The organism is Microvirga sp. CF3016, assembly GCF_036314085.1.
GTDB lineage: Bacteria > Pseudomonadota > Alphaproteobacteria > Rhizobiales > Beijerinckiaceae > Microvirga.
This window is the reverse complement of record NZ_JAYGGM010000011.1, coordinates 206,646-230,769: the sequence shown is the minus strand read 5'-3', so window position 1 is coordinate 230,769 and position 24,124 is coordinate 206,646. Positions and strand designations below refer to the sequence as shown.

Genomic DNA, 24,124 nt, shown 5'->3' with positions numbered 1-24,124 from the left:
CGGCTACAACCGCGCCGCCTCGCTCATGGAGCGCATGGAACACGAGGGCATCGTCGGGCCCGCAAACCACGCCGGGAAACGCGAAATTCTGCTTGAAACTCCCGGGATGGGAGACGATTAAGGCTTCTGAGCATCGGATAGATCCCAAAAGTGGACTTGCACTTTTGGGATCTATCCGATGCTCCACCTCTTTGATGAGCGCATTGTTCCGGCCGGAAAACCGGGTCCACTTTTCGCTGACGCGGCCCTCTGGGTCCGCACAATGCGCTGATCGGAACCTTGGCCGCTGCCCTGCGTCATTCGTGGGCCCTTCACAACGGCCCGGCAGCGTTCATGATGATGGTCCGAAGGAGACTGAATCGGATGCGTCCCGCCCCTCTTGCCGGCCTGGTGACGGCTCTCTGCGCGGGTGCCCTGCCGGCCATGGCCCAGACGCTTCCGATCGAGCTGATCCTCCCGCCCTCCCGCCCGGCAGCGGCTCAGGGCTTCGGCGCCGCCCTCCCTCACCTGCCGACGGCTTTCTTCCACCGTGCCACGGCTCCGGCAGCAGGCCCGTCGGCCCGTCCGGTCATCCCCAGACCGACCAATGCGGAGCAGGTCCTGGCCATGACCGCGCCCCTGCCGCCCAGCCGCCCTGTGACGGCGAAAGCCCATGAGGCACCCGAATCGGGACCCGTCGCCATCGTGCCCACCCCCATCGTGACCGCCGCCGTGGAGCCCGTGGCCCTGCGCCAGCCGCTGTCGAACAGCACCGTGGTCGAGCGGGCCAACGCCTATTTCACGAACCTGAGCACGCTGGTGGCCGATTTCACCCAGATCGGCGGGGACGGGCGCCGGCAGGGCGGCACCCTCTATCTCCAGCGCCCGGGCAAGGTACGGTTCGAATACGATCCGCCTGCCACCCTCCAGGTGATCGCCGACGGGCGCTCGGTCGCCGTGCGCGACCGCAAGCTCGCCACGCAGGATCTCTATTCCATCTCGCAGACGCCGCTGAAATTCCTCCTGCGCGAGCAGGTCAATCTCGGCCAGGACATCCGGATCACGGGCATCGTCAACGACGGCGATTCCGTGCGCATCGGCCTGGAGGATTCATCGACCCTGGGCGGCACCTCGCGCATAACCCTGTTTTTCGACAGCCAGGTCGAGAGCCTGAACCAGTGGCGCATCGTCGATGCCCAGGGCTTCCAGACGATCGTGATGCTGGGCAAGACCGAACGGGGCCGCCGGATCGACCAGGACCTGTTCAAGATCCAGTACGAGGCCATCGTCGGCGGCAACCGCTGAGCGGAGCAGCCTGCCCTCGACCGCCGGACAGATGCCGGGCTCCTTTACCCCGCGCATCCCCGCGTACATGCTGGACGCCAGCGTCAACGGCCTCCCGCCCTCTCCTGGAGGTTGGTGACATGAGGCGTTGCTCTGGGTGGCTTGCCTTTCTGCTGATCCTCGTGACGACCGGGCCGGTTCCCGTCCGGGCCCAGGCGAAGCTGCCGCCCGAGGAAAGGGTCGAGATTCCATCCCGGACCCTGACGGACGATCAATTCCTGCAAGGCGATCAGGCCTCCGGTGCGCCCGTGACCCTGACCGGCAGCCTCCAGCGGCCGGCGGGTTCCGGGCCATTTCCGGCCGTCGTGCTCCTTCATGGCTCCGGCGGTCCCGACAATGCGGGGATCGCCCGGTGGACCGACATGCTCAACGGCCTGGGCGTGGCGACCCTGCGGGTCGACAGCTATACCGGGCGCGGCCTCGATGAGGTCTTCAGTGATCAGGGCCGGATCGGGCAGTTCGCGCAGATCTTCGACGCTTATCGTGCGGTCGACATCCTGGCCTCCGATCCGCGCATCGACAGATCCCGTATCGCCGTGATGGGATTCTCCCGCGGCGGCATCGCGGCTCTGTATGCAAGCCTCAAGCGGTTCCAAACCATGCATGGTCCGAAGGACGTGCGGATCGCGGCTCATCTTCCCTTCTATCGGCCTGCAACTTCGAGCTTGTCAGGCAGTTCGAGCCATCGGGTGCCCCCATCCGGGCATTTCACGGCACGGCCGACGATTGGAACCCGGCCCCGCCCTGCAGGGCCTATATCGATCGCCTCGCGGCAGCCGGATACGACGCCGTCATGCACGAATATCCGGGCGCGCATCACAACTTCGACAATCCCGGCAACCCGGCCCACCACGTCGTCTCCGACGCGCAGACGGCCCGGAATTGCCTGAGGCGCGAGGAGAACGGCCGCCTGCTCAATGCCGAGACGGGACGGCCCTTCACCTACCAGGACGCCTGCGTGATCCTCGGAGCGTCCGGGCAGTTCAATCCCAGCGCCCTAGAGGCCGCACAGACCGTCGTGACGGATTTTTTGGCCGCGCAGTTCCGGCTCTCCCGGTGACGGATCAGACCTGATCGAAAGGCTTCCCTCCGGCCGAAATCTGTCGTAGCCGGAAGGGATCTTCCGAAGGGCTGCTTCCCGTGCAACTGACCGTCTCGACCTGGAACATCAATTCCGTCCGCCTGCGCCTCGATCAGGTGGGCCGCTTCCTGAAGGAACGCCGCCCCGACATCCTGTGCCTGCAGGAGACCAAATGCCCGAACGACAAGCTGCCCCTGAAGGACCTGCAGGCCTTCGGCTATCCCTTCGTGGTCCATATGGGCCAGAAGGGCTACAACGGCGTCGCCATCCTGTCCCGCTACCCGTTCTCCGAGACGAGCGTGATGGAGATGTGCGGCCGCCAGGACGCGCGCCACATCGCCGTGACCCTGAGCCGGGAGGCCAAGGCGGCGGCGGGCCTGACGATCCATAACTTCTACGTGCCGGCCGGCGGCGACATTCCCGATCCGGAGATCAACGAGAAGTTCAGGCACAAGCTCGACTTCATGGCCGAGATGCGCTCCTGGGGCGGCCGCGCGAAGCCGACCTCCGCGCCGGCCATCCTGGTGGGCGACCTCAACGTGGCGCCCCTCGAGCACGATGTCTGGAGCCACAAGCAGCTTCTCGACGTGGTCAGCCACACCCCGGTCGAGACCAAGATGCTGGAGGAGCTGCGCCAGGAGGCGGAGTGGATCGACGCCATGCGCGTCCTGCGGCCTGAGCCGGAAAAGATCTATTCCTGGTGGAGCTACCGCTCGCCCGACTGGGCGGCCGCCGACAAGGGCCGCAGGCTCGACCATATCTGGCTGTCGAAGGGCATGCAGGACACTCTTCGCTCCATCGACGTCACCCGCGAAACCCGCGGCTGGGATCGGCCCTCGGACCATGCGCCCGTGACGGCGGTGCTGGAGCTGTAAGGGCGGCCGGGAGCGGCAAAACCGCCCAGTTGTTTCATCGCGGCGAAACTCTGCTATGGTTTTCCCATGACCAAAGGGAATGCCGTCGCTCGCGACGAACCGGGCGCCGTGCAGGACGACAGCGCGGCTGTCGCGGCGGTCAGCCGCGTCGGTGCGGTGTCTTCGATCCTGGAGCTCCTGCTCGACAGCACGGGGCTCGGCTTCGGAGCCGTCGCCCGGGTGACCGAGACCTCGTGGACGGCCTGCGCGGTGCTCGATCGGATCGGCTTCGGCCTTCCGGTCGGCGGGCAGCTCGAGGTCGCGACCACGTTCTGTTCGGAGATCCGCGCCTCCCGCACGCCCATCGTGATCGACCAGGCGAGCACGGACCAGGTCTATTGCACCCACCGAACGCCCCGGATGTACGGCTTCGAAAGCTACATCGCGGTCCCGATCATCCTCCGCTCGGGCGAGATCTTCGGCACGATCTGCGCGCTCGATCCCAAGCCGGCCAAACTGTCAGAGCCGAAGACCCTGAAGACCCTGGAGCTCTTTGCCGAGCTGATCGGCTCGCAGCTCGAACTCGACGAGACGCTGGCCGATTTGAAGGCGGAGCGGGAATACCTGCACAACCTGTTCCGGCAGATGCCGAGCATGATGAGCGTCGTGCGGGGACCCGACCACGTTCTGGAGATGGCCAACGATGCCTACCGCCGGTTGGTGGGCGAGCACCGGACGCTGGTGGGCCGCCCCATGCGCGAGGCCCTGCCGGAGATCGCAAGCCAGGGCTTCTTCGACCTGCGGGATCAGGTCTACCGGACGGGACGACCCCATATCGGACGCAGCCAGCGGGTTCTGCTGGCCAGCAATCCCGATGGCGGTCTCGAGGAGCATTTCCTCGACTTCATCTATCAGCCGATGAAGGACGGCGACGGCCGCGTGATCGGCATCTTCAGCGAAGCCATCGACGTGACGGATCACAAGCGGGCCCTCGATCATCAGGGCCTCCTGATCAACGAGCTGAACCACCGGGTGAAGAACACCCTGGCGACCGTTCAATCCATCGCGTTCCAGTCCCTCAAGAACGCGCAGACGATGGAGCATGCCCATGAGAGGCTGGAGAGCCGGCTGATGGCGCTCGCCCGTGTTCACGACGTGCTGACCCGGGAAAGTTGGGACAGCGCCGAGCTGCGCACCATCGTGCATCAGGCGATCTCTCCCTTCGAGAGCGTGGATCTCCAGCGCTTCGTCCTGTCGGGCCCTGCCATCAAGCTGCCGCCACGGCAGGTGCTGCCCCTGTCCATGGCGGTCCACGAGCTTTTGACCAACGCGCTGAAATACGGCGCGCTCTCGGTGCCGTCCGGCTGGATCGCGATCTCGTGGGATCTCGGCCCGGACGGAGGGGATGTGCGGTTCCGGTGGGAGGAGAACGGCGGGCCGACAGTGCAGCCACCCTCTGTGCGCGGCTTCGGCACCCGCCTGATCGAGAGAGGTCTCGCCCAGGAGCTCGGCGGAACCGTAACGATCGAATTCGACCCGTCCGGCGTGATCTGCGCCATCACATTTCCGCTGATCTGACGGCCGCCGCCGGTACCGGTTGAACCGTAGCGACGGTGCCGGGCTTGAGGGACGCGATCTTCACCCCGGCCTTTGACGGCTTGTTAACCGCTTTTTGCGAAGGCTTCTGCACGAATTTCCCTAAGGTCAATAGCCGTGCAGTTCCTCGCCAACCGGAAGCTTTCCCATCTCACGACCGCCGCCATGGTGGCGTTCGTCGTCGTGACCGCCGCCGCGCTCTTCGCGGTCGTCGCCCTTCAGACCCGATCGGACGTCGAGAGCAAGGCGCTCGCCCAGCTGCAGTCCAACGTGCGGACCTTCGTGGGCATCCTGCGCGGCTCCATCGGCAGCCTGACGGTGAAGAAGGACGCCGCCGGGGCGGTCACCGGGATCACCGTCAACGACGATGCCGTGTTCTACAGCGACGAGCTCGCCGACCGCATCGCCGAGGCGACGCAGGCGCCCGCCACCCTGTTCGTGAAGGACAAGGCCAGCGGCAACTTCATCCGCCGGGCCACCAACATGCGCAATCCCGACGGCTCGCGCGCGGTCGGCACCGCCATGGACCGCAACGGGGTGATCTTCCCGGTCGTGTCGGCGGGCGGCACCTATGTGGGCAAGGCCAAGATCCTCGGGCACGACTATCTCCTGGTGAACCTGCCGGTCTTCGGCCAGAGCGGACAGGTGCTGGGCGTGCTCGGCAGCGGGTTCCAGGTCACCGCGCTGGAAGCCTCGGCCAACCAGCTCATGTGGCAGATGGGGATGGTCTCCCTGGCGGTCGTCCTCGCGCTGACGCTCGCCGCGATCCTGGCGGGCCGGATGCTGTTCCGGCCGATTCCGAAGCTCGCCCATGCGATGAAAAGCCTGGCGCACGGCGAGACCGCCCTGACGGTCCCCTATATCGCCGCCGGGAACGAGATCGGCGAGATGGCCCGCGCCGTGGAGATCTTCCGCGAGAACACGGTCGAGCGTCAGCGCCTGGCCGTCGAGCAGGCCAGCGAGAGCGATGCGAAGATGCAGCGCGCCCTGAAGCTCGACGAGCTGACGCGCCGGTTCGAGGCCAATGTCTCGGCCCTGACCCAGGGGCTCGCCGCCGCGGCTTCGGAAATGGAGGCGACCGCCCAGACCATGACGAGCACGGCCGACCGCACCAACCGGCAATCCGTCAGCGTGGCGGCCGCCGCCGAGCAGACCTCGAGCAGCGTGCAGACCGTCGCGGCGGCCACGGAGGAGATGTCGATCTCGATCCGTGAGATCGCCCGGCAGGTCCACCAATCGTCCCAGATTTCCTTCGAGGCGGTCGAGAGCGCCAAGCGGACCAACGGCATCGTGCAGGCCCTGTCGAGCAGCGCCGAGCGCATCGGCGACGTGATCACCCTGATCAACAATCTGGCCGCGCAGACCAACCTGCTGGCGCTCAACGCCACCATCGAGGCGGCCCGCGCCGGCGAGGCCGGCAAGGGCTTCGCGGTCGTGGCCTCCGAGGTGAAGAACCTCGCCACCCAGACGGCCAAGGCGACGGACGAGATCGGCGCGCAGATCGCCCAGATCCAGGGCGCCACCCAGGAGGCCGTGGGAGCGATCGCCGGCATCCAAACCGTGATCGATCAGATCTCGACCATCTCGACCGGGATCGCCGCCGCCATGGAAGAACAGGGCGCCACCACGGGCGAAATCTCGCGCAGCGTCCAGGAAGCGGCCCGCGGCACCGGCCAGGTGACCGAGAGCATCGAGACCGTGAAGCATGGGGCCGGCGAGACGGGGGCGGCGGCCACCCAGGTCCTGGGCGCGGCCCAGGAGCTCGCCCGCTACGCCGAGAATCTCAGCCGCGAGGTCGACGTGTTCCTGAGCGACGTGAAGGCGGCGTGAGAGGTTAAGCCTCTCACGTCCCGTCCGACGCATTGACCGGCGCCTCCCCGCCGTCGATGGCGATGAGCTGCTGGCGGACCCGCTCGAGGCCTTCCGTGAGGCGGGTCAGCTCCTCGGCCATGGCGTCCTGGATGGCCACGGCGGCCTCCGGGAATTCCTCCAGCACCCGGCGCATGAGGCTCGGCGTCACGCGGATGATGGCCGAGGGTTCGCGGGCGGTGGCGGTGGCGCGGCGCTCGATGCGGGCGAAGAGCGCCGCCTGCCCGATGAGGGAGCCCGGACCGGCGAGAAAAGCCTCGGGCGAGCCGTCGTCCTTGGCGTCGAGCGCGATGGCGCCGCGGCTCACCACGTAGCCGCCGTCCGAGCGGTCGCCCTTCTTGAACAGCACGTCGCCTTCCCGATAGGATCGGGTCTCCGACGCGAAGGCGACGAGGCGCAGGGCATCCCGCTCCAGCAGGTTGAACAGGGGCGCCTGACTCAAGGTGGCGATATCGTCGTCGAGCGCCATGGGGACTTAGGGAATGAGCTTGTAGCCGCCGGGCTCGGTGACCAGGATGCTCGCATTGGACGGATCGGACTCGATCTTCTGGCGCAGGCGGTAGATATGCGTCTCGAGGGTGTGGGTGGTGACGTTGGAATTGTAGCCCCAAACTTCCGTGAGCAGCGTGTCGCGCCCGACCACCGCCTGACCGGCGCGGTAGAGATAGCGCAGGATCGCCGTTTCCTTCTCCGTCAGCTTGAGTTTCGAACCCTTGTCGGTGGTGAGCAGCTTCGAGCCGGGCCGGAAGATGTAGGGTCCGATCTGGAACACCGCATCCTCGCTCGCCTCGTATTGGCGCAGCTGCGCCCGGATGCGGGCGAGCAGCACGGCGAACTTGAACGGCTTGACCACGTAATCGTTGGCGCCCGCCTCCAGGCCCATCACCGTATCCGTGTCGGACCCCTGGGCGGTGAGCATGATGATCGGGCTGCGGAAGCCGTTCTGGCGCATGACCTTGACCGCCTCGCGCCCGTCCATGTCGGGCAAGCCCACATCCATGATGGCAAGGTCGATCCGGTCCCCCTTCACCGCCTCGATGGCGCCCGTGGCGGTCTCGGCGGTCGCAACCTGAAACTCGTCATAGAATCCGAGCTGTTCGGCTAGGGTGTCGCGCAGGTCCTGATCGTCATCGACGACGAGGAGGCGGCTGGCATTCGACATCTCATACCCTTCAACACGATGGACTGCAAAAGTCGCCGGAACGGCCGACGGAAACGAAAACCATCAGGCCCTCGGCCGGTTCGGTCGCCCCGAGGCGCCTCCCATGACCCTGATCGAAAAGACGCAGCCTGACGATGGCACGGGCCTTGAGCTTCGGATCATGCTCGACGCATAAGAGTAGTCATTCCCAGCTTGACAACAAGGGGGCCCCAAGGCCCTTCCACTGCCTCATGAAACCGTCTCGCGTCAATGTTATTCGCGTCTTCCGCTCCCCGCTCGACCCCAGGCGCGGGCGCCTGACGGCCGGCAACCTGGTCATGCCCTGTGCGCTGGGCCGTTCGGGACCCCGCCATGACAAGCGCGAGGGCGACGGCGCCTCGCCGGTGGGCCGCTTCAGGATCCTGCAGGCCTTCTACCGGCCGGACCACGGCGTGCGCCCCCGGACCGGCCTGAAGCTGAGGCCGATCCGCCCGACCGACGGCTGGTCCGACGACGTGAGGGACCGCCGCTACAACCGCCTTGTTCCCCTGCCCTGCCCCACGGGCCACGAGAAGATGTGGCGGGACGACCATCTCTACGACGTGGTGCTCGACATCGCCTGGAACCGCGGCCCCGTCCGACGCGAACGCGGCAGCGCGATCTTCCTCCACCTCGCCCGCCCGGGTTTCCTGCCCACGGAGGGCTGCGTCGCGGTGGACAAACGCATGATCCGCCGCCTCCTGGAGCGGATCGGGCCCGATACGCGGATCGAGATCGTGGGGTGACGAGCCGTCGTCACTTTCCCCGTGTCATGGCCGGGCTCGTGCCGGTCATCCCGAAACGCAGAACGCTGCGCCTCGACGAAGCGGGATCACCGGCACAGGGCCGGTGACGACGTCGAGGATCGGGCTCTCTGCATTCACCCAACTACGCTCCCGTAAAACGTCTCCGGCCCGTCGATCTCGCGCAGGCGGCCCTTCTCGATGAGCAGGAAGCGGGTGCCGATGGTCTTCACGAAGCTGCGGTCGTGGGATACCACGATGCAGGTGGCCTGCGCATCGAGGATCTCCGTTTCGAGCTGCTCGCGGCCGGGGATGTCCACGTGGTTGGTGGGCTCGTCCATGAGATAGAAGTTCGGCTCGGACAGGCGCAGGGCCAAGAGCCCGAGCCGCGCCTTCTGGCCCGGCGACAGCTTTGCGATGGGAAGATCCTGCCGCTCGATGGAAAAGCCCGCCTCCGCCAGCACAGCGCGGCTGCGCTGATCGCCGAGACGGAAGCGCGCGAGGATGAAGTCGTGCGCGGTGCTGGTCTCGGGCAATTGCCCCATGTCCTGATCCACGTAGCCCAGCGCAAGGCTCGGGCTCACGCGGATGCCAGGCAGGCCCTCGGGCTCCTGCATCGCCCGGTGCAGCAGCCGGACGAGCTGCGACTTGCCGGCGCCGTTGCGGCCGAGCACCACGATGCGGTCGCCCTGGGCGACGTCGAGCCTCGGGACGGCGAAGAGCCTGCGGCCGTCCGGCGCCTGCACCGTCACGTTCTCCAGCGCCACGAGCACGCGGGCATGGGTGCCGCGGTTGCCGAGCCGGATCTCGCCGGGCCGCTCCTTGTGCACGGAACGCGCGGTCTGCTCCAGCGCATCGGCACGGCGCTTGATCTGCGCGGACTTGATCTGTGCTGCATCGCTGCCGCTGTTGATGCCGACGTTGCGCAATTCCTGCGCGCTTTGGCGCAGACGCTTGACCTCGCGCAGGGTCCTGTCGCGCTGCGCGAGGGCTGCTGCATCATGCGCGTCGAGCAGCGCGCGGGCGCGGCGGTAGGGATGCGCGAAGGCGACGGATTCCTCCGGCCTCAGAAACAGGGTCTTGGTCGTGCAGGCATCGAGGAAATCGCGGTCGTGGCTCGCCACCACGATAGGCGCGGTATAGCCCGCCGCGTTGATCCAAGCCTCCAGCTTGAACAGCTTTTCGAGATCGAGATGATTGGTGGGCTCGTCGAGGAGCAGCAGATCCGGCTCCGCGATCCAGGCGCGGGCGATCAGCGCGAGCCGCTGCCAGCCGCCGCTGAGCGCGCGCATGGGCAGAATGCGCAGATCGGCCGGCGTGTCGAACTCGTCGAGCACCATGTCGACGCGCCACTCCTGTCCCTCGCGCTCACCGGGCGGCAGAGCCCGGAGCAGCACGTCATGGAGGGACAGATCGAGCAGGTTCGCGGGAACGTCCTGCTCCACGAGGGCCACACGTATTCCCCGCGAGCGCACGATGTCGCCCTCGGTCGGCTCGGCAAGGCCGGCAAGGCATTTCAGAAGGGTCGATTTGCCGGCCCCGTTGGCGGCCACAAGACCGAGGCGGTCGCCCTCGCCGATGACGAGGTTCAGGTTCCGGAACAGGGGCGTGTGGGCAATGACGCCGACATTGCGAAGGCTCAAGGAAGCCATGGAAGGATCTCACTGGTGCAGCGCGCTCGGGCGAAAGCCTTCGGAGCGCGAAAAATCTCGAACGTGTCAGACGCACCGATGCCTTGCGGGGCGAAAGCGCGGAGAGCCGTTCAGAGCTGACCAGGATGAGATAAGGAGGGCAAAGAGCCCGTCAGATCCGTTCGATGGCCGGCCCTGCAACATGCTGCTGCAGGGCATGCCAGGGGCCGAACTTGCGTTGATGCATCGCTTCCAACATGCAGCCCTCCCTGGTTCGAATGGCGGATCGATCGTTCAAGCTTAACCGAACGGGGCCGCGGATGCAACGCCGGGCGCGTCGAGGTCCGGTCGCCGCTTGATGAAATCCACGAAGGCACGCAGGGGCACCGGCATGTGACGGCGGCTCGGGTAATAGAGGAAGGGTCCCGAGAAGGGCTGCTGCCAGTCCTGCAGCACCGGCTCGAGAGCGCCGCTCCTCAGCTCCTGCTCCAGAAATCCTGCGAAGGTCGCGATCAGGCCGAGCCCCTGGAGGGCGGCCGCGATCTCGAGATCGATGGAATTGGCGATCACCCGGGCGGTCGGGGTGATCTTCACGGCTTCGCCATCGCGCTCGAACTCCCAAGGGTGCATCACGCCGCTGGCGAAGCGATGCCGGATGCAGGCATGGTTCAGGATGTCCTTCGGATGCGTGGGCCGGCCATGGAGGGCGAAATAGGCCGGCGCGCCGGCGACCATGAAGCGCTGCGCGCGCGGGCCGATGGGCACGGCGATCATGTCCTTCTCCAGCCGCTCATCGTAGCGGATGCCGGCGTCGAAGCCCGCCGCCAGCACGTCGACGAAGCTGTCGTCGGCGCTTACCTCCAGGACGATCCCCGGATAGGCGGCAAGGAACGGGCCGAGGATCGGGGGCAGCACCAGGCGGGCCACCACCGTGGGCACATTGAGCCGCAGCGTTCCCGTCGGCGAGTCGCGAAAGCCGTTCACCGCGTCGAGCGCGGCCGCGACCTCGCCCAGGGCCGGCCCCAGGCGCTCCAGCAGCCGCTGCCCGGCCTCCGTCGGCGTGACGCTGCGGGTGGTGCGGTTCAGCAGCCGCACGCCGAGCCGTGCCTCCAGCCGGCGCAGGGCCTCGCTCAAGGACGAGGCTGAGACCCCGCGCAGGCGCGCCGCGCTGCGGAAGCTGCGCGCCCGCGCCACCGCCGCGAAAGCATCGAGATCGGCGAGGTCCACATCGCTCATTGTTCGAAAATCCAAACAGCCTGTTCTGGTTATGGCGGATTATCGCACGAACGGGAAGCGGGCATGTTTCGTTGACGCCAGCGACGTCGCCGGCCGAAAATTTCAGGAGATCGCATGATGCAACAGCGCCATTTAGGACAAACCGGCCCCTCCGTCTCGGCTCTCGGCCTGGGCTGCATGGGCATGTCGGGCATGTACGGCCCGGCCGAGAGGTCCGAGAGCATCGCCACCATCCACGCGGCTTTGGAGGCCGGCATCACCCTGCTCGATACGGGCGACTTCTACGGCATGGGCCACAACGAGATGCTGATCGGCGAGGCGCTCCAGGGCCGCAACCGGGATCAGGCGCTCATCAGCGTGAAGTTCGGCGCCCTGCGCGATCCGGCCTCGGGCTGGACCGGCTACGATGCGCGCCCGAAGGCAGTAAAGAACTTCCTCGCCTATACCCTGCAGCGTCTGAGGGTCGATTACATCGACATCTATCGCCCGGCGCGGCTCGATCCGAGCGTGCCGATCGAAGACACCATCGGGGCCATCGCCGACATGGTGAAGGCCGGCTACGTGCGCCACATCGGCCTGTCGGAAGTGGGCGCCGACACCATCCAGCGGGCAGCCGCCGTGCACCCGATCTGCGACCTGCAAATCGAGTATTCCCTCATCTCGCGGGGCATCGAAGACGCCATCCTGCCCGTCTGCCGGGAGCTGGGCATCGGCATCACGGCCTATGGCGTGCTCTCCCGCGGCCTGATCAGCGGCCACTGGAGCAAGGACAAGGCCGGACCCGGCGATTTCCGCGCGTACAGCCCCCGCTTCCAGGACGGCAACGTGGAGAGAAACCTGGCGCTCGTCGAGGCGCTCAAGAGCGTGGCGGAGCGGAAGGGCATCAGCGTGGCGCAGATCGCCATCGCCTGGGTGGCCGCCCAGGGCGACGACATCATCCCGCTGATCGGCGCCCGCCGCCGCGACCGGCTCAGCGAGGCCCTCGGCGCTCTCGACGCGCGGCTGACGGGCGAGGATCTCGCGGCCATCGAGCAGGCCGTGCCCAAGGGCGCCGCCGCGGGCGAGCGCTATGCCGCGCCCCAGATGGCGATGCTGGACAGCGAGCGGGGTTGAGGAAAACCATTCATGGCTCCTTGTGCCGTGTCATCACCGGCCTCGTGCCGGTGATCCCGATGACGTGAAGCGCTGAGCATCACCGGATCCGGATGGCCGGGACACGCCCGGCCATGACGGCGAGGATGCCTCTTCTGCAGCGGCAATCCGATCCGGTTTTCAAGCCTTGGCCGGGCGCGGTCTTGCCCCGAAAATCGCGCTGCCCACCCGCACATGGGTGGCGCCGAGCTGGATCGCCGCGTCGAAATCGGCGCTCATGCCCATGGAGAGCACCTTCAAACCATGCCGCCCGGCGATGGTGTTGAGCAGGGCGAAGTGCGGCGACGGCGGGTCTTCAGCGGGCGGGATGCACATGAGGCCCTCGATCTCCAGACCGTATGTCGTGCTGCAGGCCTCGAGGAAGGCGTCGACCTCGGTCGGGATCACGCCGCCCTTCTGCGGCTCCTCGCCGGTGTTCACCTGCACGAGCAGGCGCGGCTTCCTGCCCTGCCGGGCGATCTCCTTCGCCAGGGCCTCTGCGAGCGACGGGCGGTCGAGGGTGTGGATCACGTCGAAGAGCTCCACCGCCTCCTTGGCCTTGTTGGACTGGAGCGGGCCGATCATGTGGAGCTCCACATCCGGATAGCGCTCGCGCAGTAACGGCCATTTGGCCTTCGCCTCCTGCACGTAGTTCTCGCCGAAGACCCGCTGGCCGGCCGCGAGCACCGGCTCGATCGCCTCGGCGGGAAAGGTTTTCGAGACCGCCACGAGAGTGATGCTCGACGGATCGCGGTCATAGTCGGAGGCCGCGCGCCGAATGCTCTCCTGCACCTGCTTCAGGCCTTCGACCGCATCGTTCTCGCTCATAGCCGCGTCCTCACTCGTTTTGTCATCCCCCCGGCCGCCCCCCCCCCCCCCCCCCGCCCCCCCCGCGGCCGCCCCCCCCCCCCCCCCCCCCCCCCCCCCCCCCCCGGGGGGATGACATCAGCGCAAAACCTGACCGTCTCGCATGCGCGAAACCGTTGACCGCGCGGGAGAGCTGTGTCCTAGTCCGCCGCAACGTGGCGGCGCAAGCCGCTTGAATCGTTTAAGCATGATCCGGTGAAGTGGACACCGGTTCACCGATAAGATCATGCGATGATAGGAACAAGAGAGCAGGAAGCCCTTCCTGCTCGGAATGACGGATAAAGACGGAAAATGAGGCCCGAGCGCTACAACGCCAAGGAAGCCGAGCTGAAATGGCGGAAGGTCTGGAACGACCGCGACCTGTTCAGGACGAACAACGACGACCCGCGTCCGAAATACTACGTGCTTGAGATGTTCCCCTATCCGTCGGGACGCATCCATATGGGCCACGTGCGCAACTACACCATGGGCGACGTGGTGGCGCGCTACAAGCGGGCCAAAGGCTTCAACGTGCTCCATCCCATGGGCTGGGACGCCTTCGGCATGCCGGCCGAAAACGCCGCCATGCAGAACAAGGTCCACCCGAAGGAATGGACCTATGCCAATATCGCGACCATGCGCGCCCAGCTCCAATCCATGGGCCTGGCCATCGACTGGAGCCGCGAGATCGCCACCTGCGATCCGAGCTATTACAAGCATCAGCAGGGCATGTTCCTGGACTTCCTGGAAGCCGGTCTCGTCGACCGCAAGACCGCGAAGGTGAACTGGGATCCGGTCGATCACACGGTGCTCGCCAACGAGCAGGTGATCGATGGGCGCGGCTGGCGTTCGGGCGCCCTGGTCGAGCAGCGCGAGCTGACCCAGTGGTTCCTGAAGATCACCGATTTCGCGCAGGATCTCGACGAACGGCTCGACACCCTCGACCGCTGGCCGGAGAAGGTGCGCCTGATGCAGCGCAACTGGATCGGCCGCTCGGAAGGCCTGCTGGTCCGCTTCGCCCTGAAGCCGGAGACGGTGCCGAACGGCGACACCGAGCTGCAGATCTACACCACGCGCCCCGACACCCTGTTCGGCGCGAAGTTCATGGCGGTTGCGCCCGATCATCCCCTGGCGAAGGCCGCTGCCGAAAAGAACCCGGAGCTCGCCGCCTTCATCGAGGAGGCCAAGCGCATGGGTACGGCCCAGGAGGCCATCGACAAGGCGGAGAAACTCGGCTTCGACACGGGCATCCGCGCCGAGCACCCGTTCGATCCGAACTGGACCCTGCCGGTCTATGTGGCGAACTTCATCCTGATGGAATACGGCACGGGCGCGATCTTCGGCTGCCCGGCGCACGACCAGCGCGACCTGGATTTCGTCAACAAGTACGGCCTGGGCAATACGCCGGTGGTCTGCCCGCCGGACGTGGACCCGGCCAGTTTCGTCGTCACCGACACCGCCTATGACGGCGAAGGCCGGATGATCAATTCCCGCTTCCTCGACGGCATGACCATCGCGGAGGCCAAGGAAGAGGTTGCCCGCCGCTTGGAAGCCGAGACCCGCGGCAACCGCCCGGTGGCCGAGCGCAAGGTGAATTACCGCCTGCGCGACTGGGGCATCTCGCGCCAGCGCTACTGGGGCTGCCCGATCCCGGTCATCCATTGCGACGAATGCGGCGTGGTGCCGGTGCCGAAGGACCAGCTGCCGGTGGTGCTGCCGGAGGACGTGTCCTTCGACGTGCCGGGCAACCCGCTCGACCGTCACGCGACCTGGAAGCACGTGGACTGCCCGCAATGCGGCGGCAAAGCCCGCCGCGAGACGGACACCATGGACACCTTCGTCGATTCGTCCTGGTATTTCGCGCGCTTCACCGATCCGACCCTGACGGATCAGCCCACCGACCGCGCGACCGTGGACCGCTGGCTGCCGGTCGACCAGTATATCGGCGGCATCGAGCACGCGATCCTGCACCTGCTCTATTCGCGCTTCTTCACCCGCGCCATGAAGAAGACCGGCCATGCCGGCCTGGACGAGCCGTTCGCGGGCCTGTTCACCCAGGGCATGGTGGTGCACGAGACCTACAAGGATGCGAGCGGCGGCTGGGTGCTGCCCGCCGACGTGCGCTTCGAGACGCAAGGCAACACGCGCAGGGCCTTCCATGTGGAGACCGGCGCCCCGATCGAGATCGGCTCGATCGAGAAGATGTCGAAGTCCAAGAAGAACACGGTCGATCCGGACGAGATCATCGCATCCTACGGGGCCGACACGGCCCGCTGGTTCATGCTCTCCGACTCGCCGCCGGAGCGCGACGTGATCTGGACCGAGGAAGGCGTGCAGGGCGCCGGCCGCTTTGTCCAGCGCGTCTGGCGTCTCGTGGGCGAGATCGCCGAACGTATGACGGGCGGCAACGGCGCGTCCGCGGAGGGACCCATTGGTGCCGCCGTCCGCAAGGCTGCCCACAAGGCGCTGGCGGCCGTCGAGGAGGATGTGGAGCGCCTGCGCTTCAACCGCTGCGTCGCCCATCTCTACGAACTGGCCAATTCCCTGCAGGATTTGGCGAACCAGGCGAAAAGCACCGACGAGCCGGGCGTCGGCACGGCCTTTACCGAGGCCGGGCGCATCTTCGTGCAGCTGCTCGCCCCGATGATGCCGCATCTGGCGGAGGAATGCTGGGAGTCCCTGGGCCAGTCCGGTCTCGTGGCCGACGCCCCCTGGCCCCAGGTGGAGCGCTCGCTTCTGGTCGAGGACACGGTGACCCTGCCGGTGCAGGTCAACGGCAAGAAGCGTGCCGACGTGACGGTTGCCCGCGACGCCGATCAGGCTACAGTCGAGGTTGCCGTGCTGTCGCTCGAGGCTGTGCAGAAGGCCCTGGACGGAAAGCCCGCCCGCAAGATCATCGTCGTTCCCAATAGGATCGTGAATGTCGTCGCTTAATCTGAAGGGCCTCGCCCACGTCGTTGTCGTGGCGGGCCTGTCTCTCGGCCTGTCCGCCTGCTTCCGTCCGCTCCATGGCCCGACGGCGTCGGGCGAGTCGCTCCAGACGGTCCTGGCCTCCATCGACGTGCCGGAGGTGAAATGGCCGCCGGCGCTCGCGAATACGGGGCACTACCTGCGCAGCGAACTGGTCTATGCCCTCAACGGCTCGGGATCGGACACGCCCAAGCGCTATAGCCTGAAGCTGGCCCTGCGCGAGAGCCAGTCGAGCCCGGTGGTCGACACCGAGACCGGCACGGCCAGTTCCGTCATCGTCGGCGGCACCCTGACCTATACCCTGACGAGTCTGGACGGAAAGACCGTGGTCGCGCAGGGCACGGCCACCTCGTCGACGAGCTTCGACCGCTTCCCGCAGCGCTTCGCCAATATCCGGGCGGCGCGGGACGCGGAAATCAGGCTCGCCCGGGATCTGGCCCAGCAGGTAAGGACCCGGCTGTCGGCGACGCTCGCGACCGCAAGCTAAGCCGATGGTCGCCGTCAAGGCAGGCGACGTGGACGGGGCGCTGCGGCGCCCCGATCCGCGCATCGGCGTCTTCCTGTTCTACGGGCCCGATATGGGCCTGATCAACGAGCGCGCCCGCATGGTCGCCGAGCGCTCGGTGGACGATCCGTCCGACCCCTTCCAGCTCATCCGCATCGACGGCGACGACATCGCGGCCGACCCGGGCCGCCTCGCCGACGAGGCCGGCACCATGGGGCTGTTCGGGGCCAAGCGCGCCATCTGGGTGAAATCCACCTCGCGCAACATTGCGCCGGCGGTCGACGCGGTTCTGAAGAGCGAGCTGCAGGACACGGTGATCGTCATCGAAGGCGGCGATCTCCAGAAGTCCTCGCCGTTGCGAACCCTGTGCGAACGCTCGCAGAAGGCGCTCGCCCTGCCCTGCTATGCCGATACGGGCCGCGATCTCGGCACGGTCGTCGACGAGACCTTGAAGGCGAACGGCTTTTCGATCCAGCGCGAGGCCAGGACCGCTCTCATCGCGAGCCTCGGCGGAGACCGGCTCGCCACAAGGGGCGAACTCGCAAAGCTCATGCTCTATGCCCATGGCCAGACCGAGATCACCCTCGCCGACGTGGACGCCATCATGAGCGACGTGTCGAGCCTCGCCATGGATGCGGTGGTCGATGCCGCCTTCGCTGGCGAGGGCACGGGCTTGGAGACCGGCTCCCGGCGTCTGGCCGCGGAGGGCGTGAACGCATCCGTGCTGCTCGGCGCCGCGCTCCGTCACGCCCTGATGCTGCTCGCGGCCAGACTTTCCGTAGAGGAAGGTCGGCCGATCCCGGCCGTGATGGAAACCCTGCGCAGCCTGCACTTCCGGCGCAAGCCCCTGGTCGAGCGCCACCTGCAGCGCTGGACGAGCGACAGACTCAAGGATGCCATCGCTCTCCTGCAGACGAACCTGCTGCAGACCCGCCGCCTCGCCGATCTCGACGACACGATCGCGGCCAAGACCCTGCTCGACATCGCACGGGCGGCGCGGCGGTAAGCCCTCTTTTGGTGAAGCGTATATCTCTAAGTCATCACCGGCCTCGTGCCGGTGATCCCGATGCGAGAAGCGCCGCGCCTCAAACGATCGAGATGGCCGGCACAAGCCCGGCCATGACGAGCAGGATGCATTCCCGGCCGGCGATGGCGCAGCCATCGCAGGGCAAGGGAATCCATGGCGGTGGGCTTGATCTTGGATCCCCTTCCCGGTCCTACGGACCGTCGGGGATGACAACCGGGATTACGGATTCAACCGCCGGCACAATCCGTCGAGCTGCTCCAGGGTCTTGTATTTGATGCGCAGTTCGCCGCCCTTGCCCTTGTGATCGATGCTGACCGTGAGCCCGAGCACGTCCTGCAGGGCCTTTTCGAGGGCGCGGGTGTCCGGGTCCTTGTCGGCCTTGGCGGGCTTGGCCGCCTTGGCCTCGGCCTTGGTCGGGTCGGCATTGTCGTTCTGGGCGATCTCCTCGACCTGGCGCACGCTCAGGCCCTCGTCGAGGATGCGGTTCGCCACCTGGAGCGGATCCTTCACGGACAGGAGCGCGCGGCCGTGGCCCGCCGTGAGCTTGCGCTCCATCAGGAGCTTGCGCACGCCGACAGGCAGATCGGCGAGGCGCAGCATGTTGGCGATGTGGCTGCGGCTCTTGCCGATGATCTTCGAGAGGTTCTCCTGCGTGTAGGAGAACTCGACCATGAGCCGCGAATAGCCCTCCGATTCCTCGATCGGGTTGAGGTCGGCGCGCTGGACGTTCTCCAGGATCGCGTATTCGAGCGAGGTCTTGTCGTCGATGGAGACGATCACCACCGGCACCTTGTGCAGGCCGGCCTTCTGCGCGGCGCGCCAGCGGCGCTCGCCGGCGACGATCTCATATTGCTCGGTGTTGGTCGGCATCGAGCGCACCACGATGGGCTGGATGATGCCGCGATCCTTGATCGACTGGGTCAGCTCCTGCAGATCCTCCTCGTCAAAGCGCTTGCGCGGATTGCGCGGGTTCGGACGCAGGAACTCCACCGGCACATGGCGGGGCACGAAGCCCTTGCGCTCGAGATTGCCCATCTCGTCCCCGACCTCCCCGATCAGGGCGGCCAGTCCCCGGCCCAGGCGCGACTTACCTTCTTCTGCCATTGTCTCTCTCAAATATGTTTAAGCCGCGCGCAGGGCGCGTTCACGCTGAATGACTTCCGAGGCCAAACGGAGATAGGCCTGCGAGCCAGCGCATTTCAGGTCGTAGAGCAGCACCGGCTTCCCGTGCGACGGCGCTTCGGACACGCGGACGTTGCGCGGGATCATGGTCTCGTAGACCTTCGCTCCCATGAACTCGCGCACATCGGCCACCACCTGCCCCGAGAGGTTGTTGCGGGGGTCGAACATGGTCAACACGACCCCATGGATCGACAGATCCGGATTGAGCGCCGAACGGACCTGCTCGACCGTCTTGAGCAGCTGGCTGAGACCTTCCAGGGCAAAAAATTCGCATTGGAGCGGCACCAGAACCGCGTCAGCAGCCGTCAACGCATTGATGGTCAAAAGATTGAGCGATGGCGGGCAATCGATCAAAACATAGGTAAAAGGTTCGCTTACCTCGGAGCTCGAAAGGCTCTGGATCGCCGAGCGCAGGCGATGCGACCGGTTGCGCTCGTTGGCGATCTCCAGCTCGACGCCGAGCAGGTCGAGGGTCGAGGGTGCGACGGACAAACCCGGCACCACGGTCTCCGTGATGCTCTCGGCCAGAGACGCTTCGCCGGCGAGCACATGATAGGTCGAGATCTGGCGGCTCTTGCGGTCGATGCCGAGGCCCGTCGAAGCGTTGCCCTGCGGATCGAGATCGATGATCAGCACCCTTTCGCCGATGGCGGCGAGCGCCGTGCCGAGGTTGATCGCCGTCGTCGTCTTGCCGACGCCTCCCTTCTGGTTGGCGAGCACGAGAACGCGCGGCTTCACGCCACGCGCGCCTGCTTCGGGTCCGTTGCGGTCGGTCATCATGAATGGCTCTCGATGGAGGTTATGCGAAGAATCCTGGCTTCGGAATCGGTCAGGCTCGGCAGGTTCTCTGCCTCGAATGTCCACTTTTTCCGGGCCTCGGTCAATTCGATCTCGGCGTCCCGCCCCTTGGGAAACAGGCCCCTTGTCCCCGCTTTCAACAAGGGTGCGGTCCAGTCCAGGAGCAGGGTGAGCGAGGCCAAGGCGCGGGCGGAGACCACGTCGGCCTTGCCGACGAACCCGGGGATGACGGTTTCCAGCCGTGCTTCGTGGATTGTGGCCGAGACGCCGGTCAATCTGGCAATGTGACGGAGGAAGGCGCATTTGCGCGAATTGCTCTCGACGAGGTGAACCGCGAGCCCCCTCTCTGCCCCCGCGATGGCGAGCACAAGGCCGGGAAAGCCGGCGCCGGATCCGAGATCGAGCCAAGTCCGAGCATCGGGTGCAAGGTCGAGGAGCTGGAGCGAATCGACGATGTGGCGCTCCCAGATCTGGTCAAGGGTGGCCGGACCGACCAGGTTCTTGATCGCCTGCCAGCGCCGGAGCTCACGCTCCAGCAGCTCGAGCCTCTCGAATGTTTCACGTGAAACATTCAGGTCGGAGGCGTTGGCCGTAGCCGGTTTCGTCACGACAGCACCTCGGCGGAGCGGCCCTTCCGACCCGGTGCCTTGCGGGCGTGGGCGGCTAGCAGGGTCAGAGCCGCCGGTGTGATGCCCTCGATCCGGGCTGCTTGCCCGAGGGTCTTGGGACGGACCAGATCGAGCTTGGCCTTGATCTCGTTCGACAAGCCGGGAAGGCCCTGAAAATCGATGCTCTCCTCCAGCACCACGCCCTCATCGCGGCGATAGGCAGCGATGTCGGCCTGCTGCCGGTCGAGATAGACCGCATAGGTCGCATCGGTTTCGAGCCGCTCCCGCACCGGCGCGCTCACGTGGCCGAGGTCAGGCCAGACCCGGACGAGGTCGCCCCAGCCGATGCTCGGATAGGAGAGGAGCTGGTAGGCCGAGCGGCGGATGCCGTCCTGGTTCAGCTCGAACCCGTAACGGGACGCCTCCTGCGGCGTCAGGGTCAGGGACTGCAGCCGCTGCCGCGTCTCACGGATGTCCGCTTGGGATCGCCGGAAATGGCTCTCGCGCCGAGAGCCGACGCAGCCGATCTCCAGACCCTTGCCGGTCAGGCGCTCGTCCACGTTGTCGATGCGCAGGCTCAGGCGGTATTCGGAGCGGGACGTGAACATCCGGTAGGGTTCGCTCACCCCCCGGGTAATCAGGTCGTCGATCAGCACGCCGATATAGGACTCTGCCCTGTCGAACACGATTCCGTCCTGGCCGGCGGCCCGGCGCGCGGCATTGAGGCCGGCGACAAGACCCTGGGCGGCCGCCTCCTCATAGCCGGTGGTGCCGTTGATCTGGCCGGCCAGGAACAACCCTTGGACGGCCTTGGTTTCGAGCGCGGCGGTCAGGTTCCGCGGATCGACGTAATCGTACTCGATGGCATAGGCCGGCTGGAGCATCCTGACCTTCTCCAGGCCGGGGATATGGGACAGGAAGGCGAGCTGGACGTCCTCCGGCAGGGAGGTCGAGATCCCGTTCGGATAGACCGTGACGTCGTCGAGCCCCTCCGGCTCGAGGAAGATCTGGTGTCCGTCCCGATCGCCGAAGCGCACCACCTTGTCCTCGATGGACGGGCAATAGCGCGGCCCCCGGCCCTGGATCTCGCCGGAATACATGGCCGAGCGGTGCAGGTTGCGCCGGATCAGGTCGTGAACCTTGGCGGTCGTGCGGGTGACGCCGCACTCGATCTGCGGGTTCTCGATCCGGGTGGTGAGCAGGGAGAACGGCACCGGCTCGTCGTCCGCCGCCTGCTTGTCGACTCCGGCCCAGTCGATGGTGCGGCCGTCGAGGCGGGGCGGGGTACCGGTCTTCAGGCGTCCGAGGGTGAAGCCGAGCCGCTCGAAGGTCTTGGGCAAGCCGAGCGAGGGACGCTCGCCCATTCGGCCCGCCGGGATCTTCTTCTCGCCGATATGGATCAGGCCGGACAGGAAGGTGCCGGTGGTGATGACCACGGCCCCGGCGGTCAGGGTGCGTCCGTCGGTCAGAAGAAGGCCCGTGACCCGGCCTGCCTGGACGACGAGATCGTCGGCTTCTCCCTCGACGATGGTCAGGTTCGGCGTGTGCAGCAGCTCGGCCTGCATGACCCGGGCATAGAGCTTGCGGTCGGCCTGGGTGCGCGGGCCACGCACAGCCGGTCCCTTGCGGCGGTTGAGCAGGCGGAACTGGATGCCGGCCCGGTCGGCGATGCGGCCCATGACCCCGTCGAGGGCATCGATCTCGCGCACGAGATGGCCTTTGCCGAGGCCGCCGATGGCCGGGTTGCAGGACATGGCGCCGATGGTGGGCAGCTTGTGCGTGACGAGAGCCGTCCGTGCGCCCATGCGTGCGGCCGCGGCCGCCGCTTCGGACCCCGCATGGCCGCCGCCCACGACGATCACATCGAACACCTCACCCATCCTGATCTCCATGCCGGAGCATCGGCACATGAGCAAATCCCACTGGGGAAGCTCCGATGCTCCTTCGTCCTGCCGGGGCTCAGCCCGATGCGGGACGCTCGAAAACATTGTTTTGTCTGGTGCACCTGGATCTAAGACCCGGCGCGACGGAGGTCAAAAGGGCAAAATGTTTCACGTGAAACATTTCGGGTCGGACCTCGCTTCTGCACAGGCTGTTCACAACCTGTCCTCGGGCGATTCAGCATTGTTCCACCGATTCGTGAACAGCGGAAATCGCGAGTCTCACCGATTCGATTCAAGGTTACTGTCCGAGATAATTACTTTCCGATGCAGAAGCTGGAAAACAGGCGGTCGAGCACGTCCTCCACATCCACCCGGCCTGTGATCTCGCCGACGGCCCGGGCCGCCAGCCGCACCTCCTCGGCCGCCAGTTCGACCGGGCCACGATGGACCAGCATGAGCCGGGCCCGTTCCAGCGCCTCATAGGCCCGCTGCAGAGCCTGGCGATGACGCTCGCGAGTAACGAGGGCATCGCCCTGCCCCATCAGGGTGCCGGCCTCCTGCTCCAAGCGCCTGATCAGTTCCGGCAGACCCTCACCGGTCGTGGCCGCGATCATCAGGTCGCAATCATGCCGGGTCCGTTCGACATCCGCTTTGGTCCCGATGCGGAGGAGACGCCGCGCCGTGGGCGGGTTGCTCTCCTCGCCCTCCGGCGGCACGAGCCAGAGCACGAGGTCCGCATCCTGTGCCCGAGCCCGGGCGCGGGAGACCCCCTCCTGCTCGATCAGGTCGCCGCTCTCCCGCAGGCCGGCCGTGTCGACGATGTTCACGGGCAGGCCGCCGAGATCGCAATGGACCTCGATCACGTCCCGGGTGGTGCCGGCGATCGGCGACACGATGGCCACGTCGCGCCGGGCCAGGGCGTTCAGCAGGGTCGACTTGCCCGCATTGGGCGGGCCCGCCAGCACGACGGTCAGCCCTTCGCGCAGGCGTTCGCCGCTGCGATCGGCCATGGCCCGACCGATCTCGCCTGCCACCCGGTCGATCATCTGCAGGATCTCCGCCTCCAGATCCTCTGGGACATCGCCCTCGTCGGAGAAGTCGAGGCTCGCTTCGAGCAGAGCCAGGATCTGCAGCACGCTTTCCCGCCAGCCCTCGGCGGCGTTGCCCAGCCGGCCGCCGAGCTGGCGCATGGCCTGCCGCCGCTGGGCCTCCGTCTCGGCGTCGATGATATCCGCCAAGCCCTCCACCTGGGCCAGGTCCATCCGTCCGTTGAGGAAGGCCCGGCGGGTGAATTCCCCGGCCTCGGCCGGGCGGCAGTTTTCGACCACACCGAGGGCGCGCAGCACGGCAGCGCGGGTCGCTAGGCCGCCATGGATGTGGAGCTCGGCCTGGTCCTCGCCGGTGAAGCTCTGCGGGGCGGGCATCCACAGGACCAGGGCCTGATCGAGGAGCTCGCCCGTTACCGGGTGCTTCAACGTCCGCACGACCGCGCGCCGGGGCTCCGGCACCCCGCCGGCCATCCCCTCCAGAATGGTGCGGCTCTCACGTCCGCTGATCCGGATCAGGCACACGGCGGCGCGGCCGTGACCGGACGCGATGGCGAAGATGGTGTCGTCGGAACGCATGCGGGTGAACCTGGTGACGAGAAGAGGATTTAAGGT

The 24,124-nt window shown here is 66.7% G+C and carries 21 protein-coding genes; 11 read left to right on the top strand and 10 right to left on the bottom strand.

The genetic code is table 11. The features are described 5' to 3' along the window. The 6 genes from VB672_RS22655 to VB672_RS17680 form a co-directional block, all read left to right on the top strand. Positions 1-121 (top strand): DNA translocase FtsK (locus VB672_RS22655; RefSeq protein ID WP_442932096.1); only part of this gene is annotated, 121 nt, incomplete at its 5' end. A 242-nt stretch (positions 122-363) separates the two neighbouring features. After that, a complete protein-coding gene (locus tag VB672_RS17705; RefSeq protein WP_329785519.1) occupies positions 364-1,284 on the top strand; it encodes an outer-membrane lipoprotein carrier protein LolA in 921 nt (306 codons plus the stop codon). Positions 1,285-1,846: 562 nt separating this feature from the next. After that, a complete protein-coding gene (locus tag VB672_RS22650) occupies positions 1,847-2,383 on the top strand; it encodes a dienelactone hydrolase family protein (protein ID WP_442932095.1) in 537 nt (178 codons plus the stop codon). A gap of 80 nt (positions 2,384-2,463) precedes the next feature. Continuing rightward, positions 2,464-3,279 (top strand): exodeoxyribonuclease III, encoded by an 816-nt coding sequence (locus tag VB672_RS17690; RefSeq protein WP_329785516.1) that lies wholly within the window; start codon positions 2,464-2,466, stop codon positions 3,277-3,279. A gap of 66 nt (positions 3,280-3,345) precedes the next feature. Continuing rightward, the gene (locus VB672_RS17685) at positions 3,346-4,836 is read left to right on the top strand and encodes an HWE histidine kinase domain-containing protein (protein ID WP_329785515.1); all 1,491 of its coding nucleotides are present in this window, start codon (positions 3,346-3,348) and stop codon (positions 4,834-4,836) included. 135 nt (positions 4,837-4,971) lie between these two features. After that, on the top strand, positions 4,972-6,684 hold the full coding sequence (locus VB672_RS17680; protein WP_329785514.1) for a methyl-accepting chemotaxis protein: 1,713 nt from the start codon (positions 4,972-4,974) through the stop codon (positions 6,682-6,684). A 13-nt stretch (positions 6,685-6,697) separates the two neighbouring features. Here the strand turns inward: VB672_RS17680 and VB672_RS17675 are convergent, their stop codons facing one another. Both VB672_RS17675 and VB672_RS17670 read right to left on the bottom strand, forming a co-directional pair. Next, complete coding sequence (locus VB672_RS17675; protein WP_329785513.1) at positions 6,698-7,192, bottom strand: cyclic nucleotide-binding domain-containing protein; 495 nt, start codon at positions 7,190-7,192, stop codon at positions 6,698-6,700. A 6-nt stretch (positions 7,193-7,198) separates the two neighbouring features. Next, on the bottom strand, positions 7,199-7,885 hold the full coding sequence (locus tag VB672_RS17670) for a response regulator transcription factor (protein WP_329785512.1): 687 nt from the start codon (positions 7,883-7,885) through the stop codon (positions 7,199-7,201). 230 nt (positions 7,886-8,115) lie between these two features. Between VB672_RS17670 and VB672_RS17665 the strand changes: the two genes are divergently transcribed. After that, entirely contained in the window at positions 8,116-8,649 is a 534-nt protein-coding gene (locus tag VB672_RS17665) for a L,D-transpeptidase family protein (RefSeq protein ID WP_329785511.1), read from the top strand. Positions 8,650-8,783: 134 nt separating this feature from the next. On the opposite strand, the gene VB672_RS17660 is transcribed toward VB672_RS17665, so the two are convergent. Then, positions 8,784-10,298: an ABC-F family ATP-binding cassette domain-containing protein gene (locus VB672_RS17660; protein WP_329785510.1), complete on the bottom strand. Its 1,515-nt coding sequence runs from the start codon at positions 10,296-10,298 to the stop codon at positions 8,784-8,786. 279 nt (positions 10,299-10,577) lie between these two features. Continuing rightward, the gene (locus VB672_RS17655; RefSeq protein ID WP_329785509.1) at positions 10,578-11,513 is read right to left on the bottom strand and encodes a LysR family transcriptional regulator; all 936 of its coding nucleotides are present in this window, start codon (positions 11,511-11,513) and stop codon (positions 10,578-10,580) included. Positions 11,514-11,630: 117 nt separating this feature from the next. Here VB672_RS17655 and VB672_RS17650 point away from each other — a divergent pair, with 117 nt between their 5' ends. Further along, the gene (locus tag VB672_RS17650; RefSeq protein WP_329785508.1) at positions 11,631-12,626 is read left to right on the top strand and encodes an aldo/keto reductase; all 996 of its coding nucleotides are present in this window, start codon (positions 11,631-11,633) and stop codon (positions 12,624-12,626) included. 159 nt (positions 12,627-12,785) lie between these two features. Here the strand turns inward: VB672_RS17650 and VB672_RS17645 are convergent, their stop codons facing one another. After that, positions 12,786-13,472 carry a YggS family pyridoxal phosphate-dependent enzyme gene (locus VB672_RS17645; RefSeq protein WP_329785507.1) on the bottom strand — a complete coding sequence of 229 codons (687 nt, stop codon included), beginning with the start codon at positions 13,470-13,472 and terminating at the stop codon, positions 12,786-12,788. Between the two features lie 330 nt (positions 13,473-13,802). Here VB672_RS17645 and leuS point away from each other — a divergent pair, with 330 nt between their 5' ends. The 3 genes from leuS to holA are packed head-to-tail and all read left to right on the top strand — an operon-like array spanning position 13,803 to position 17,971. After that, a complete protein-coding gene (gene leuS, locus VB672_RS17640) occupies positions 13,803-16,424 on the top strand; it encodes a leucine--tRNA ligase (protein WP_329785506.1) in 2,622 nt (873 codons plus the stop codon). Then, positions 16,411-16,947: an LPS assembly lipoprotein LptE gene (gene lptE / locus VB672_RS17635; protein WP_329785505.1), complete on the top strand. Its 537-nt coding sequence runs from the start codon at positions 16,411-16,413 to the stop codon at positions 16,945-16,947. The genes leuS and lptE overlap by 14 nt, the downstream gene beginning before the upstream one ends. A 4-nt stretch (positions 16,948-16,951) precedes the next feature. Beyond that, positions 16,952-17,971 (top strand): DNA polymerase III subunit delta, encoded by a 1,020-nt coding sequence (gene holA / locus VB672_RS17630; protein WP_329785504.1) that lies wholly within the window; start codon positions 16,952-16,954, stop codon positions 17,969-17,971. A gap of 240 nt (positions 17,972-18,211) precedes the next feature. Here the strand turns inward: holA and VB672_RS17625 are convergent, their stop codons facing one another. From VB672_RS17625 to mnmE, 5 genes are all read right to left on the bottom strand, one after another. Further along, positions 18,212-19,096 carry a ParB/RepB/Spo0J family partition protein gene (locus VB672_RS17625; RefSeq protein WP_329785503.1) on the bottom strand — a complete coding sequence of 295 codons (885 nt, stop codon included), beginning with the start codon at positions 19,094-19,096 and terminating at the stop codon, positions 18,212-18,214. 18 nt (positions 19,097-19,114) lie between these two features. Continuing rightward, the gene (locus tag VB672_RS17620; protein WP_329785502.1) at positions 19,115-19,954 is read right to left on the bottom strand and encodes a ParA family protein; all 840 of its coding nucleotides are present in this window, start codon (positions 19,952-19,954) and stop codon (positions 19,115-19,117) included. Then, entirely contained in the window at positions 19,951-20,580 is a 630-nt protein-coding gene (rsmG, locus tag VB672_RS17615; protein ID WP_329785501.1) for a 16S rRNA (guanine(527)-N(7))-methyltransferase RsmG, read from the bottom strand. Before rsmG ends, VB672_RS17620 begins: the two co-directional genes overlap by 4 nt. After that, entirely contained in the window at positions 20,577-22,460 is a 1,884-nt protein-coding gene (mnmG, locus tag VB672_RS17610; protein ID WP_329785500.1) for a tRNA uridine-5-carboxymethylaminomethyl(34) synthesis enzyme MnmG, read from the bottom strand. The genes rsmG and mnmG overlap by 4 nt, the downstream gene beginning before the upstream one ends. 317 nt (positions 22,461-22,777) lie before the next feature. Then, positions 22,778-24,088, bottom strand: coding sequence for a tRNA uridine-5-carboxymethylaminomethyl(34) synthesis GTPase MnmE (gene mnmE, locus VB672_RS17605; RefSeq protein ID WP_329785499.1), 1,311 nt, complete (start codon positions 24,086-24,088; stop codon positions 22,778-22,780). Positions 24,089-24,124 lie beyond the last annotated feature (36 nt).